Source organism: Citrobacter sp. Cpo126 (assembly GCF_030332445.1).
Classification (GTDB): Bacteria; Pseudomonadota; Gammaproteobacteria; order Enterobacterales; family Enterobacteriaceae; genus Citrobacter; species Citrobacter portucalensis.
Genome location: NZ_JAOWHT010000043.1, coordinates 125,912 through 139,013, shown reverse-complemented (window position 1 = coordinate 139,013; position 13,102 = coordinate 125,912). Strand labels below are relative to the sequence as shown.

Genomic DNA, 13,102 nt, shown 5'->3' with positions numbered 1-13,102 from the left:
TCAGTTACCATCCAGTTTCATGGCGTTTTATTAACATTTATCAAATACACCGCATCGTTCACGCTGTTTTCAGGCGCGACGTGTATTGTGTGAGGATGCACAAGTGACGGTAAAGCGTCCGGTCTCGGCCAGTCTGGCTAAAGCTTTTTTCTACATAGTGATGCTGTCGATTCTCTCAACGGGTATTGCGCTGCTCACGCTGACCAGCAGCTTGCGAGATGCCGAAGCCATCAACGTTGCTGGCTCATTGCGCATGCAAAGCTACCGTCTGGGTTACGATCTACAAAGCCAGAGCCCGCAGCTTAACGCCCACCGCCAGCTTTTCCAGCAGGCGCTAAACTCGCCAGCATTACAGAATCTGAACGCGTGGTATGTGCCACAAGCGGTAAAAAGCCGCTATGGACGTCTGCATGCTAACTGGCTGGAAATGAACGCCCGCCTGATCGACGGCGATTTAAAATGGTACCAGGCCAACATCAACAACTACGTCGATCAGATCGATCTCTTCGTGCTGGCGTTGCAGCATTATGCCGAGCGTAAAGTAATGCTGGTATTTGGCATCTCGCTGGCGGGCGGGATCGGCATATTCACCCTCGTCTTCTTTACCCTGCGGCGCATTCGCCAGCAGGTGGTGCGTCCGCTGAATAAACTGGTGATGGCCAGTCAGCAAATTGAACACGGTCAATTTGATATCCCACAGCTGGATACCGGTTTGCCTAATGAACTGGGGTTGCTGGGCAAAACGTTTAGCCAGATGTCGAGTGAATTACACAAGCTGTATCGTTCGCTGGAAGCGTCTGTGGCCGAGAAAACTCACGATCTGCACGAAGCCAATCGCCGTCTGGAGGTGTTGTATCAGTGCTCCCAGGCGTTAAATACCAGCCAGATTGACGTGCACTGCTTCCGCCATATTTTACAGATCGTCCGCGAACATGACGCCGCGTATTTCCTTGAACTCACCGTCGGTGATAACTGGCGGATTAGCGAAGGGACTAAAAGCCTCGAGCTACCGATGCAGATCCTGCCTGTCACCATGCAGGAAACCGTCTACGGCGAACTGCACTGGCAAAGTCCAAACGTCAATGCTTCTACTCCGCTGCTCAACAGCGTCTCCTCGATGCTGGGACGCGGGTTGTACTTCAACCAGGCGCAAAAACATTTTCAGCAGCTGTTGTTAATGGAGGAGCGAGCGACGATTGCACGCGAGCTGCACGACTCGCTGGCGCAGGTGCTCTCTTATTTGCGCATTCAGCTCACGTTGCTTAAACGTTCAATCCCGGAGGATAACGCCCCGGCGCAAAGCATTATGGCGGATTTCTCCCAGGCGCTGAACGATGCCTACCGTCAGCTACGCGAACTGCTCACCACCTTCCGTCTGACCTTACAGCAGGCAGACTTACCCTCCGCCCTGCATGAAATGCTGGAAACGCTGCAAAATCAAACCTCAGCTAAACTCACACTCGACTGTCGGTTACCCACGCTGGCGTTGGATGCGCAAATGCAGGTGCACCTGTTGCAGATCATCCGCGAAGCGGTGCTGAACGCCATTAAGCATGCCAGTGCGAGCGAAATTGCCGTCAGCTGCGTAACGGCTCCGGACGGCAACCACACGGTTTATATCCGCGATAACGGCATCGGCATTGGCGAGCCGCATGAGCCTGCAGGGCACTATGGACTCAATATTATGCGTGAGCGGGCGGAAAGACTGAGCGGCACGTTGACCTTCTCTCAACCTTCCGGAGGGGGAACGTTGGTGAGCATCAGTTTCCGTTCGGCTGAATCAGACAGTGAGCTAACGTAAAGAACCGCAAAGCGCCGTCGGGTCTGGATCCAGGCCTGACGGCGTTGGCACGAAAGGTATGCTGTAAACGGGCATGATAATTTACATTATCTTCTTTTTTTCTCCACGTTTGACCCGTACCTTGCCGCTAAAGTGAAGCAAGCCATACCCATAACGATACGCAGAAACACGAGGTCCTCTTTTAATGGCGAATTTTTTCATCGATCGCCCCATTTTTGCCTGGGTGTTAGCTATCCTGTTGTGCCTGACAGGAGCCCTGGCTATTTTTTCACTGCCCGTTGAGCAATATCCCGATCTGGCACCGCCAAACGTGCGGGTCACCGCCAACTATCCTGGCGCTTCGGCTCAGACTCTGGAAAACACCGTCACCCAGGTTATCGAGCAGAACATGACCGGTCTCGATAACCTGATGTACATGTCATCGCAGAGCAGCGGGACAGGTCAGGCTACGGTTACGTTGAGCTTCGTTGCCGGAACCGATCCTGACGAGGCCGTCCAGCAGGTGCAAAACCAGCTGCAATCGGCAATGCGTAAACTGCCGCAGGCGGTACAGGATCAGGGGGTCACGGTGCGTAAGACCGGGGACACCAATATTCTGACTATCGCCTTTGTCTCCACCGATGGCTCAATGGATAAGCAGGACATCGCCGACTACGTCGCCAGTAACATTCAGGATCCACTCAGCCGTATTAACGGCGTGGGAGATATTGACGCTTACGGCTCACAGTACTCCATGCGTATCTGGCTTGACCCGGCCAAACTGAACAGTTTCCAGATGACCGCTAAAGATGTGACCGATGCTATCGAATCACAGAATGCGCAGATTGCCGTCGGACAACTTGGCGGTACGCCTTCGGTGGACAAGCAGGCGCTGAACGCGACGATCAACGCCCAGTCGCTACTGCAGACTCCGGATCAATTCCGCGATATTACTCTGCGCGTTAACCAGGATGGTTCGGAAGTTAAACTGGGCGACGTGGCGACGGTCGAAATGGGTGCTGAAAAGTATGATTATCTCAGCCGCTTTAATGGTAATCCCGCCTCCGGTCTGGGCGTGAAGCTGGCCTCCGGCGCCAATGAAATGGCGACAGCAACGCTGGTCATTAACCGTTTGAACGGGCTGTCACAATATTTTCCGCACGGGCTGGAATATAAGGTGGCGTATGAAACCACCTCCTTTGTTAAAGCCTCAATCATCGACGTGGTAAAAACCCTTCTGGAAGCTATTGCACTGGTATTCCTCGTGATGTACCTGTTCCTGCAAAACTTCCGCGCCACGCTGATTCCCACCATCGCCGTTCCCGTCGTACTGATGGGTACCTTCTCCGTGCTTTACGCCTTTGGCTATAGCGTTAACACCTTGACGATGTTTGCGATGGTGCTGGCGATCGGTCTGCTGGTCGATGACGCCATTGTGGTTGTGGAAAACGTCGAGCGTATTATGAGTGAGGAAGGACTCTCACCGCGGGAAGCGACACGGAAATCGATGGGACAAATCCAGGGTGCGCTGGTCGGTATCGCCATGGTGCTGTCAGCGGTGTTTATCCCGATGGCCTTCTTCGGCGGCACTACCGGGGCTATTTACCGCCAGTTCTCGATTACTATCGTCTCCGCCATGGTGCTGTCTGTTCTGGTGGCGATGATCCTGACCCCCGCACTTTGCGCCACCCTGCTCAAACCGCTGCATAAGGGCGAGCATCACGGACAAACCGGTTTCTTCGGCTGGTTTAACCGGATGTTTAATCGCAACGCCGAGCGCTACGAAAAAGGCGTTGCCAGAATTCTGCACCGCAGCCTGCGCTGGATACTGATCTACGGCCTGCTGCTCGGTGGAATGGTTTTCCTGTTCCTGCGCCTGCCAACCTCCTTCCTACCGCTGGAAGACCGCGGCATGTTTACCACCTCGGTACAGCTGCCCAGCGGCTCCACACAGCAGCAAACATTGAAAGTGGTTGAGGAAGTGGAGAAGTATTACTTCACCCATGAGAAAGACAACATTATGTCAGTCTTTTCCACGGTCGGTTCTGGCCCTGGCGGGAACGGTCAAAACGTGGCGCGTATGTTTGTCCGCTTAAAAGACTGGGATGAGCGCGACACCACTACCGGAACCTCTTTCGCCATCATCGAACGTGCGACCAAAGCCTTTAATAAGATTAAAGAAGCCCGCGTCTTCGCCAGCAGCCCTCCGGCTATCAGCGGCCTCGGAAGCTCTGCCGGTTTCGATATGGAGCTGCAGGATCACGCCGGTGCGGGCCATGATGCGTTAATGGCCGCGCGCGACAAACTCATTGAGCTGGCAGGGAAAGACACGTCCCTTACCCGCGTTCGTCATAACGGTCTGGACGACAGCCCGCAGTTGCAAATTGATATCGATCAGCGCAAAGCCCAGGCGCTGGGCGTTTCCATCGACGACATCAATGACACATTGCAAACGGCCTGGGGTTCCAGCTACGTCAATGACTTTATGGACCGGGGCCGCGTGAAGAAGGTTTACGTGCAGGCGGCAGCAAAATATCGCATGCTCCCGGACGACATTAACTTGTGGTACGTCCGCAATAACAACGGTGGCATGGTGCCTTTCTCGGCCTTTGCGACTTCACGCTGGGAAACGGGTTCTCCACGTCTGGAACGCTATAACGGCTACTCCGCAGTCGAGATTGTCGGCGAAGCTGCGCCCGGCGTCAGTACCGGTACGGCAATGGACGTGATGGAATCGCTGGTGCGCCAGTTGCCGACAGGGTTTGGCCTCGAATGGACTGCGATGTCTTATCAGGAACGGCTGTCGGGCTCTCAGGCCCCTGCCCTGTACGCCATTTCTTTGCTGGTCGTGTTCCTGTGTCTGGCGGCACTGTACGAAAGCTGGTCGGTACCCTTCTCCGTCATGCTGGTCGTGCCGCTGGGGGTTATTGGCGCGCTACTGGCGACCTGGATGCGCGGCCTGGAAAACGATGTGTATTTCCAGGTCGGGTTACTTACCGTTATCGGGCTATCGGCGAAGAACGCAATATTGATTGTTGAATTCGCCAATGAGATGAACGAGAAAGGACACGATCTGCTCGACGCCACGCTCCATGCTTGTCGCCAACGTTTACGCCCAATTCTGATGACGTCACTGGCGTTTATCTTCGGGGTGCTGCCGATGACCATCAGCAGTGGCGCTGGTTCTGGCGGTCAACATGCGGTGGGGACAGGCGTAATGGGCGGGATGATTTCAGCCACTATCCTGGCGATTTACTTCGTTCCCCTGTTCTTTGTGCTGGTGCGCAGACGCTTCCCATTGAAGCCACGCCCAGAATAATCGGACACAAAAAAGGCGACTTACGTTGAGTCGCCTTTTTTTATCCTTTACAGGATATGAATTTCTTCCAGAAAATTATTTACGAAGCATCACTTCGATAAAGTCTTTCCAGTTCCCCAGTTCACGTTCAATCATAACAACCTCTCTTATTATTATGGGCATTTTACGAAATCATCATCATTAAAAGAAGGCAATTTAACCGATGGTTGCGATTGATTCCTCCAGTGTTTGGGGTTTATGTGATCACTATGCGCTATACCCATAAATTTTATGTGACTTACTGCAATATTTTGAAATATTCATACATCATCTACTACTTTTGCAATTCTGATGGAAAAACAGGCTGATGCAAACAGGCAGATTCTGATTTTTAGTTATACGGTATTTTTTGGAGCTTTCAGGAATCATTATTCACTGTTGTTCAACAATGTTATATTTTTCTATAACGATTGAATGACAATATGTATTATTCATTGCCACAGAATATAAGAATAAATATTCAAATTACGTCAATAAGGATTCAAATGATCACCCTTTACGGCATTAAGAATTGCGACACGATTAAAAAAGCCAGACGCTGGTTGGAGGCTCAAGGTATTGACTACCGCTTTCATGATTATCGCGTCGACGGTCTGGACAACACGCTATTACAGTCCTTTATCAGCGAATTAGGTTGGGAGGCGCTGCTCAATATGCGTGGAACCACCTGGCGTAAACTCGATGAATCCACGCGCAGTCAAATCACCGATGCGGCTTCCGCCGCCGCGTTGATGATTGAAATGCCAGCAATTATCAAACGCCCATTGCTCTGCGCGCCGGGTAAGCCTATGCTGCTTGGTTTCAGTGAATCCAGTTATACTCTGTTTTTTAATGAGGTGTAGTCTATGTCGTGCCCGGTCATTGAGCTGACACAGCAGCTTATTCGCCGTCCTTCCCTGAGCCCGGATGATGCCGGGTGCCAGGCGTTAATGATTGAACGCCTGCGCGCGGTAGGTTTTACCGTTGAGCGTATGGATTTTGGTGACACACAGAATTTTTGGGCATGGCGCGGTAAAGGTGAGACCCTGGCATTTGCCGGTCACACCGACGTAGTGCCTGCCGGCGATGTCGATCGCTGGATCAATCCACCGTTCGAACCGACCATTCGCGATGGCATGTTGTTCGGGCGTGGCGCTGCCGATATGAAGGGTTCACTGGCGGCGATGGTCGTGGCCGCAGAACGTTTTGTCGCCCAGCATCCAAACCATCAGGGTCGTCTGGCCTTTTTGATAACGTCTGACGAAGAAGCCAGCGCCAAAAACGGCACCGTGAAGGTGGTTGAAGCGCTGATGGCGCGTAATGAACGACTGGATTATTGCCTGGTGGGTGAGCCATCCAGCACGGAAATCGTTGGCGACGTGGTGAAAAATGGACGTCGTGGTTCACTGACCTGCAACCTGACCATTCACGGCGTGCAGGGCCACGTAGCCTATCCGCATCTGGCCGATAACCCGGTACACCGCGCGGCCCCCATGCTCAACGAACTGGTGGCGATCGAGTGGGATCAGGGTAACGAATTCTTCCCGGCGACCAGCATGCAGATTGCCAATATCCAGGCTGGAACCGGAAGCAACAACGTTATCCCTGGAGAACTGTTTATCCAGTTCAACTTCCGTTTCAGCACTGAGCTGACCGATGAGATGATTAAAGCACGGGTTCACGCGCTGCTGGAGAAACATCAGCTGCGTTATACCGTCGACTGGTGGCTTTCCGGTCAGCCGTTCCTGACCGAACGCGGTAAACTGGTGGATGCAGTGGTGAACGCCATTGAGCACTATAATGAGATTAAACCGCAGTTACTGACTACAGGCGGGACGTCCGACGGGCGTTTTATTGCCCGCATGGGGGCGCAGGTAGTAGAACTTGGGCCGGTCAACGCCACTATTCATAAAATTAATGAATGTGTTAATGCCGCCGACCTGCAGCTGCTTGCCCGTATGTATCAACGTATCATGGAGCAACTCGTCGCCTGATGAGTGTTCCTGTAAGAGGAAATGAGCATGGACTGGCTGGCAAAATATTGGTGGATTCTGGTGTTGGTGTTTCTGGTAGGCGTGCTGCTGAACGTGATTAAAGATCTCAAGCGCGTCGATCACAAGAAATTTCTTGCCAACAAGCCGGAGCTTCCCCCACATCGTGACTTTAACGATAAATGGGATGACGACGACGATTGGCCGAATAAGGACCAACCGAAGAAATAATTAGTAGGCCGATAAGTCCCGTAATGCCCGGTAAGCGTTAGCGCCACCGGGCATTACGTGCCGGATGGCAACGCTTCGCGTTTTATCCGGCCTACGGTGATCAATCAGATCATGGCAATCACATCATCATCGTGAGGCTTACCGCCGCTCAGCGCTTCATCAAAGTAGTGCTTCGGTACGGTAAAACGCAGATGATCGAGCGCAAACTGCATGCTGCGTTCATCAATGGCGTGCCCCAGATTTTCGACGATATCCAGCGTCACATCCCCACCGGCGCGAATTAACGCTTCCTGCGCGGCAACGGCATGAGATAACTCAATTACCCGGTCTTCGCCACCGTGAATCAAATGCACCGTCGTCGCGGTGGTTGCAGCCTCTGGCAAGGTGGCATAGCGGCCATTGAAGGCGATAACCCGCGACGCCAGCCCCGGCTCAGCTTTGATGCTCTCAAGTGACATAATCGACCCCTGAGAAAAGCCAATCAGCGCGGTTGCCTGCGGCGAAACGCCGCTGTGCTTCTGCCAGTAGCGCACGGTTTCGATAAACACCGGCATAATGGCGTCAACACGAGCCTGACGATTCTCTTCTGTTACGCCCTGCACCGAAAACCACTGACGTCCGGAAGTCGTACCGTAAGGCTCTGCTCCACCAATGCTAACGATTAGCGCATCCGGAAACAGCGGCGCAAACCAGGTGCCAATTTCGCCCATAGCAACCGGGTTATCGCCGACGCCATGAAACAGCAGCAGTAGCTGTTGAGCGGGTTTATCGGGACTTTGAACAACAAAATGGTCATGTTTCATGGCGTTCTCCTTAGCTGATGAGAATCATTCTACGCCGCTTAACCGCAATGACCATGCCAGGAAATTGAAGAAGTTAGTGAAAAAATTGCCATTGCATAATGCGATTATGTAGCCGCTGTTCACGCTCTGCATCCAGCTGATTTAATGCCTGCGCCGCTTCGGCGCGCTGAATGACCAGCAACGCTTTACGACCAGAAATCTTGAGCTGTTGGCACAATTCGGCGTCACTACGTTTAGCCTGGATGCGTCCGCGCAAGGCCGGAAGAGGTAACTCACTGTGCTCAAGCAGACGACTCAGACAGCCTAGCGACGTCAATAATGGCCGATGCGCGAAGGCAAACCCGGCCAGCTCAGCCCAGTCATCCTCATTAAGCGTAGTCTCTTTCAGCGGGACCAGCGGAATGCTCTCACCGTTCCATCGCGCAAGGATTTCCGCATCACGGCGCAAATGCTGGTGCTCCCGCTCGGCAAGGCGTTTCCCCGCTTCGCTAATGGGAAGTAACGCCATGGCGGTATAACAGCCGCTGCTGGCTTCCCGATGATTTCCCATTCGCACCAGCACAAAACCGCAACGTTGCCAGAAACGCCATAGTTCAGCCGTATACCCAAAACTGACCGACAGATAGTCACACGATGTGGAATAGCGGTAGGCCAGCATAATCAGCTGTTGCCCAATACCTTCTCTTTGGCGCGCAGGATGAACCGCAATTCGACTGACCCGTCTCCCGACGAGCGTCGCCGCCAACGGGTCACCACCGTGCGCCGCCAGCGACTGCGCAACCAGATTCCCTCTCGGTCGACGATATCCGGCCCAGACAGCCTGGCTTAATTCCGCGGATAGTCCCCCTTCATCGACCAACCAGACGGCTCCCGCTACGGAGTCAGCGGTTGATGCCTGAAGAAAATGCTGACCAGGCGCGTCCATCATCCGCCGCAGGTCCAATGGCGAGGTGCGATAATGCGCTCCAGAAAGCAGCTGGTATACCGCTAACGGCAGCGCCGGATTAGCATGCCAGGACTGTTGCTCAAATGCCGAGAAGTGAAGCTCCCCCAATGGGGCATGCGTGAACGTTTCATCATCAAACACCAGCGCATCGCTGACGATTTGCTCCAGCGGACATCCCTGCGCCCAGCGTACCGGTTGCTGCAACTCATAGCGTTGAAGATTGGGGAAGCGAGCACAGAATTTCAGCAGGAAGCCTCTCCCCGTTCCCTCGTAGCCTTGTACTGTAGTGGTTAACAGCGTACGAGGAAAACGCGCCACCAGTTGGTGCAGCAGCGGCGCGGGGATCGCGGCGGCTTCATCCACAATTAGCCAGTCTGCGATTGCAGAACTGCTTAACAGCGCATCCGGGGCCATAAAACGGTAACGCTCTCCGGCAAATTGCGCCAGCACATCGGTTGCCGCTTTGGCAGGCGCTGTCACAATCGCAGTGCCGTTAATCCGCGCTATGAGTTGCCCTGCCAGAGCGGACTTGCCCCGACCCCGTGCGGCCGTCACCGCAACCACACCGGGAGGCATAGCCAGCAAATGATTTAATATCATCGCCTGTTCTGGCTGGGGTTCGCCGGTTGCCGCATGCCAGGCTGCGCGAGCAGGAAAATGCGGACAGGCAACCGGCTGATGCTGTTGCCAGTGCAGAGCCTGTCTATCGCGGGAAATCACCCGTTTGATGTGCTCAATAAAGTGCGGTGTAGGGATCGGTTCAGCACAATCGCTCCAGCGTAGTGAATCCGCGTCCAGATGTGTGTGCCAGGAATGCCAGGGTGGGGTCAGCAATACCAGCCAACTGCCAGCAAGCAGTGTGCCGCTTAAGGCGGCAAACGCCGCAGCGTCAAAACCTTGCCTGGCGTCAAAAACCGCATGACGAAACTCGCGCCCTAATAATGTTTTTAGCGCCTGCGGCGTACAGCACGGCTCGGTAGGGGCTTGCTCCCCTACCCACAGCCAGTCGCCGGGTAACGTGCTACGTAGCGCTAATGCCTGTTCCTGACACCAGTTACCCTCGCCGCTGATAATCAGCAGACGACGGATCCCTTCGTGGGTCATTTGTTCGGTTAACGCGCTCAGCGCCGTGTTATCGGACATCCCTGCCACAGAGTCTTAAATACCTTTACCAAAAGTATTACATTGCCCCGGATCGCCGCTGTCAAAACCGCGTTTGAACCAGGTAAAACGCTGTTCAGAGGTTCCGTGAGTAAAGCTGTCCGGTACTACGCGTCCTTGTCCCTGCTGTTGCAGACGATCGTCACCAATGGCCTGTGCGGCGTTCAGTGCCTCTTCCAGGTCACCAGACTCCAGTACGCCCTGCTGCTGCATGCTGTGGCCCCAGACACCGGCAAAGCAGTCTGCCTGCAGTTCCATTCGAACGGAAAGACGGTTCACTTCTGCCTGTGAGGCATTCTGCTGCATCTGACGAACTTTAGGTTCAATGCCCAGCAGTTTCTGCACGTGATGACCCACTTCATGGGCGATAACATAGCCCTGAGCAAAATCACCATCAGCGCCCAGCTTGTTTTTCATGTCGTCATAGAATGAAAGGTCGATGTAAACCGTACCATCTGCCGGGCAATAAAACGGCCCCATCACGGACTGACCCGCACCGCAGCCGGTACGCGTCGCGCCCCGGTACATCACCAGCCTCGGCTGTTGGTAGGTGCGGCCCATTTTTTCAAACTGCTGTCCCCAGGTATCTTCTGTTGTAGCCAGAATCACCGAGGTAAATTTTGCCGCTTCATCATCGTTTGGGCTGATGGAGCGTGATGATTGCTGTTGGGAGACCGGCTGGCCAGTCATTAGCCCGGTGAGATCCACGCCATAATAACCCGCCACCAGCACTACAATCAGCAGGATGATGCCGCCTTTACCACTGGGCAGACGAAAACCAGGCCCACCCATAGAGGGGCCGCCAGAGCTGTTTCGTCTGTCTTCCACGTTGTCACTTTCACGACGCCCTTGCCAGCGCATAATCACCTCAACTTTTTATTCATTATGATGATGATCGTAGGCGGTTCGGAACAGGATTACCATAAGAAATAGTAATCAAATCAGGTGGGGTTAATGAGCCGGAGAGCGATCGCCGGCTCAGGGGAAGATTAGTCTAACTTCACACCCAGGCGATGCGCGACGGCTTCATAGGCTTCGATCAGGCCGCCCAGACTCTGGCGGAAGCGATCTTTGTCCATTTTATCCAGCGTTTCTTTGTCCCACAGGCGGCTACCGTCCGGTGAGAATTCATCACCCAGGACCACTTCACCTTTATACAAACCAAACTCAAGTTTGAAGTCGACCAGAATCAGACCAGCATCATCAAACATCTTTTTCAGCACGTCGTTAGCTTTGTAGGTCAGCTCTTTCATACGTGCCAGATTCTCTTTGCTCACCCAACCAAAAGTTTCGCAATAGGAATCGTTAATCATTGGATCGTGCATAGCATCGTTTTTCAGGAACAGATCAAACAGCGGCGGATTCAGTTCAATACCTTCCTCAACGCCTAAACGCTTAACCAGAGAGCCTGCCGCGCGGTTACGTACCACACATTCAACCGGTACCATCTCCAGTTTTTTCACCAGACATTCGGTATCAGAAAGCAGTCGCTCCATCTGGGTAGGAATACCCGCTTCTTGCAGTTTAGTCATAATGAAATGGTTGAATTTGTTGTTCACCATGCCTTTACGGTCAAACTGTTCAATGCGCGCGCCATCCCCTGCTGACGTATCATTGCGGAATTCGAGCACCAACAGGTCCGGGTTTTCCGTGCTGTATACGGTCTTCGCTTTACCACGATACAACTCAGCTTGCTTTTGCATCTTTATTACTCCTGGGTGTGAATTAACGATAAATATTGCGTTTTTCTGCCGACGCACACGTTTGCGTATCATATCAGAAAAAAAGGGCTGGAGTTATCCAGCCCTTTATTTTTACTTACTGAACGCTGCCTGGAAGACGGCGACCAGCGCGTCGTTCTGGCTTTGCGTCAGGGTATGCCCCTTCGGATCGATAAACTGCAAGCTGCTGCGGTTGTCTAAATCACCGACCTGCAGTTTATAGTCGCCGGATACCAGACCCGGATCGCTTGCGCCCAACTCCTGCCAGTTGCTATCGGACAGTGGTTTGTAGGTCACCGCGATGCTGCCCTGAGAACGGGTGCTGTCGGTTACCTTCATCCCCACTTTCTCAAGCGCTGCCGGCAGACGCTGCCACACCACGTTGAACGGCCCACGTACCACCAGCATTGGTAAACCTGTGTCATCGGCGGCGCTCTGAACATCCATGGTGGCTGCAGAGCGGTTCTGCGCGGCATTCGCGGCGTCGGTGGCGTTTTTATCCAGACCAGCAGAGATAACGTTCATCATCTCAGCGCTGTAGCGCTGCATTGATGCCGCATCGGCTACGGGTTTACCCGCCTGCTCGAGGTTAACCAGTTTCACCGTTACCGCTTGCTGATAGCCCTGCGGTTTAACCGAGATTTGATAACGTCCACGGTACTGCTCGTCTTCATCCAGACGGTTCCAGTCAACCCAGTCGGTGGTCAACGTCTGGCTGGCATCATCACGTTTGGTGATCGTGTAGTTTTTAGACTGAATGACGCTAACGACCTGCGGCCACAGTGTGTTGCCACGACCGTTTTCCACCAGTAATGTCGACGTATCACCCGCGATCTGTGTGCGAGCACCGGTGACTAATGCTAACGGCTGAGCCGGTGGACGAATATCCAGCGCTTTACCCACGGCACCACTGCCGTTGGTTACCGGGATATTATAGTCGCCCGACATAACCGGCAAAATCATCCCAGCTGGAGCATGAAGCTCAGCAAGCGGTGCGGCCTCCAGATAGGATTCATCACCGCTCACCTGGCGCTTATAGCGCGAGTCAGAGCTACAGGCCGCGAGCAACATAACAAGCGAAACACCCGCAACCTTGGCCAGGCGCGACTTTTGTACTGAGTAAGCCATCAAA

General features: G+C 53.5%; 11 protein-coding genes. 5 read left to right on the top strand and 6 right to left on the bottom strand.

Translation table 11 applies throughout. From position 1 onward, the window contains the following. Nucleotides 1-103: 103 nt before the first annotated feature. Together narQ and acrD are read left to right on the top strand one after the other, a co-directional pair. Nucleotides 104-1,801, top strand: a complete 1,698-nt coding sequence (gene narQ / locus OGY17_RS21205; RefSeq protein WP_048234754.1) for a nitrate/nitrite two-component system sensor histidine kinase NarQ — start codon at nucleotides 104-106, stop codon at nucleotides 1,799-1,801. 184 nt (nucleotides 1,802-1,985) lie between these two features. After that, nucleotides 1,986-5,099, top strand: coding sequence for a multidrug efflux RND transporter permease AcrD (gene acrD / locus OGY17_RS21200; protein ID WP_286608292.1), 3,114 nt, complete (start codon nucleotides 1,986-1,988; stop codon nucleotides 5,097-5,099). A gap of 75 nt (nucleotides 5,100-5,174) precedes the next feature. On the opposite strand, the gene ypfM is transcribed toward acrD, so the two are convergent. Further along, a complete protein-coding gene (ypfM, locus tag OGY17_RS21195; RefSeq protein ID WP_001386977.1) occupies nucleotides 5,175-5,234 on the bottom strand; it encodes a protein YpfM in 60 nt (19 codons plus the stop codon). Between the two features lie 389 nt (nucleotides 5,235-5,623). On the opposite strand from ypfM, the gene OGY17_RS21190 reads away from it, so the two are divergent. The 3 genes from OGY17_RS21190 to OGY17_RS21180 are packed head-to-tail and all read left to right on the top strand — an operon-like array spanning nucleotide 5,624 to nucleotide 7,339. Continuing rightward, nucleotides 5,624-5,980, top strand: coding sequence for an ArsC family reductase (locus tag OGY17_RS21190; RefSeq protein WP_128611175.1), 357 nt, complete (start codon nucleotides 5,624-5,626; stop codon nucleotides 5,978-5,980). A gap of 3 nt (nucleotides 5,981-5,983) precedes the next feature. Beyond that, nucleotides 5,984-7,111, top strand: a complete 1,128-nt coding sequence (dapE, locus tag OGY17_RS21185) for a succinyl-diaminopimelate desuccinylase (protein ID WP_003037976.1) — start codon at nucleotides 5,984-5,986, stop codon at nucleotides 7,109-7,111. Between the two features lie 27 nt (nucleotides 7,112-7,138). Then, the gene (locus tag OGY17_RS21180) at nucleotides 7,139-7,339 is read left to right on the top strand and encodes a YpfN family protein (RefSeq protein ID WP_003835080.1); all 201 of its coding nucleotides are present in this window, start codon (nucleotides 7,139-7,141) and stop codon (nucleotides 7,337-7,339) included. A gap of 104 nt (nucleotides 7,340-7,443) precedes the next feature. Here OGY17_RS21180 and ypfH read toward each other — a convergent pair whose 3' ends face one another. The 5 genes from ypfH to bamC form a co-directional block, all read right to left on the bottom strand. Continuing rightward, the gene (ypfH, locus tag OGY17_RS21175) at nucleotides 7,444-8,142 is read right to left on the bottom strand and encodes an esterase (protein WP_071446828.1); all 699 of its coding nucleotides are present in this window, start codon (nucleotides 8,140-8,142) and stop codon (nucleotides 7,444-7,446) included. 73 nt (nucleotides 8,143-8,215) lie between these two features. Continuing rightward, nucleotides 8,216-10,231: a tRNA(Met) cytidine acetyltransferase TmcA gene (locus tag OGY17_RS21170; protein WP_286608287.1), complete on the bottom strand. Its 2,016-nt coding sequence runs from the start codon at nucleotides 10,229-10,231 to the stop codon at nucleotides 8,216-8,218. 15 nt (nucleotides 10,232-10,246) lie between these two features. After that, nucleotides 10,247-11,110, bottom strand: coding sequence for a KPN_02809 family neutral zinc metallopeptidase (gene ypfJ / locus OGY17_RS21165; RefSeq protein WP_286608285.1), 864 nt, complete (start codon nucleotides 11,108-11,110; stop codon nucleotides 10,247-10,249). A 128-nt stretch (nucleotides 11,111-11,238) separates the two neighbouring features. After that, nucleotides 11,239-11,952, bottom strand: coding sequence for a phosphoribosylaminoimidazolesuccinocarboxamide synthase (gene purC / locus OGY17_RS21160; protein ID WP_003835086.1), 714 nt, complete (start codon nucleotides 11,950-11,952; stop codon nucleotides 11,239-11,241). A 111-nt stretch (nucleotides 11,953-12,063) separates the two neighbouring features. Beyond that, entirely contained in the window at nucleotides 12,064-13,098 is a 1,035-nt protein-coding gene (bamC, locus tag OGY17_RS21155; RefSeq protein ID WP_003835088.1) for an outer membrane protein assembly factor BamC, read from the bottom strand. Nucleotides 13,099-13,102: the final 4 nt, after the last annotated feature.

Bases quoted from the DNA above. Each gene is read 5' to 3' on its own strand.
- acrD (WP_286608292.1), top strand. From the start codon at position 1,986: ATGGCGAATTTTTTCATCGATCGCCCCATTTTTGCCTGGGTGTTAGCT.
- OGY17_RS21190 (WP_128611175.1), top strand. From the start codon at position 5,624: ATGATCACCCTTTACGGCATTAAGAATTGCGACACGATTAAAAAAGCC.
- dapE (WP_003037976.1), top strand. From the start codon at position 5,984: ATGTCGTGCCCGGTCATTGAGCTGACACAGCAGCTTATTCGCCGTCCT.
- OGY17_RS21180 (WP_003835080.1), top strand. From the start codon at position 7,139: ATGGACTGGCTGGCAAAATATTGGTGGATTCTGGTGTTGGTGTTTCTG.
- ypfH (WP_071446828.1), bottom strand. From the start codon at position 8,142: ATGAAACATGACCATTTTGTTGTTCAAAGTCCCGATAAACCCGCTCAA.
- OGY17_RS21170 (WP_286608287.1), bottom strand. From the start codon at position 10,231: ATGTCCGATAACACGGCGCTGAGCGCGTTAACCGAACAAATGACCCAC.
- ypfJ (WP_286608285.1), bottom strand. From the start codon at position 11,110: ATGCGCTGGCAAGGGCGTCGTGAAAGTGACAACGTGGAAGACAGACGA.
- purC (WP_003835086.1), bottom strand. From the start codon at position 11,952: ATGCAAAAGCAAGCTGAGTTGTATCGTGGTAAAGCGAAGACCGTATAC.
- bamC (WP_003835088.1), bottom strand. From the start codon at position 13,098: ATGGCTTACTCAGTACAAAAGTCGCGCCTGGCCAAGGTTGCGGGTGTT.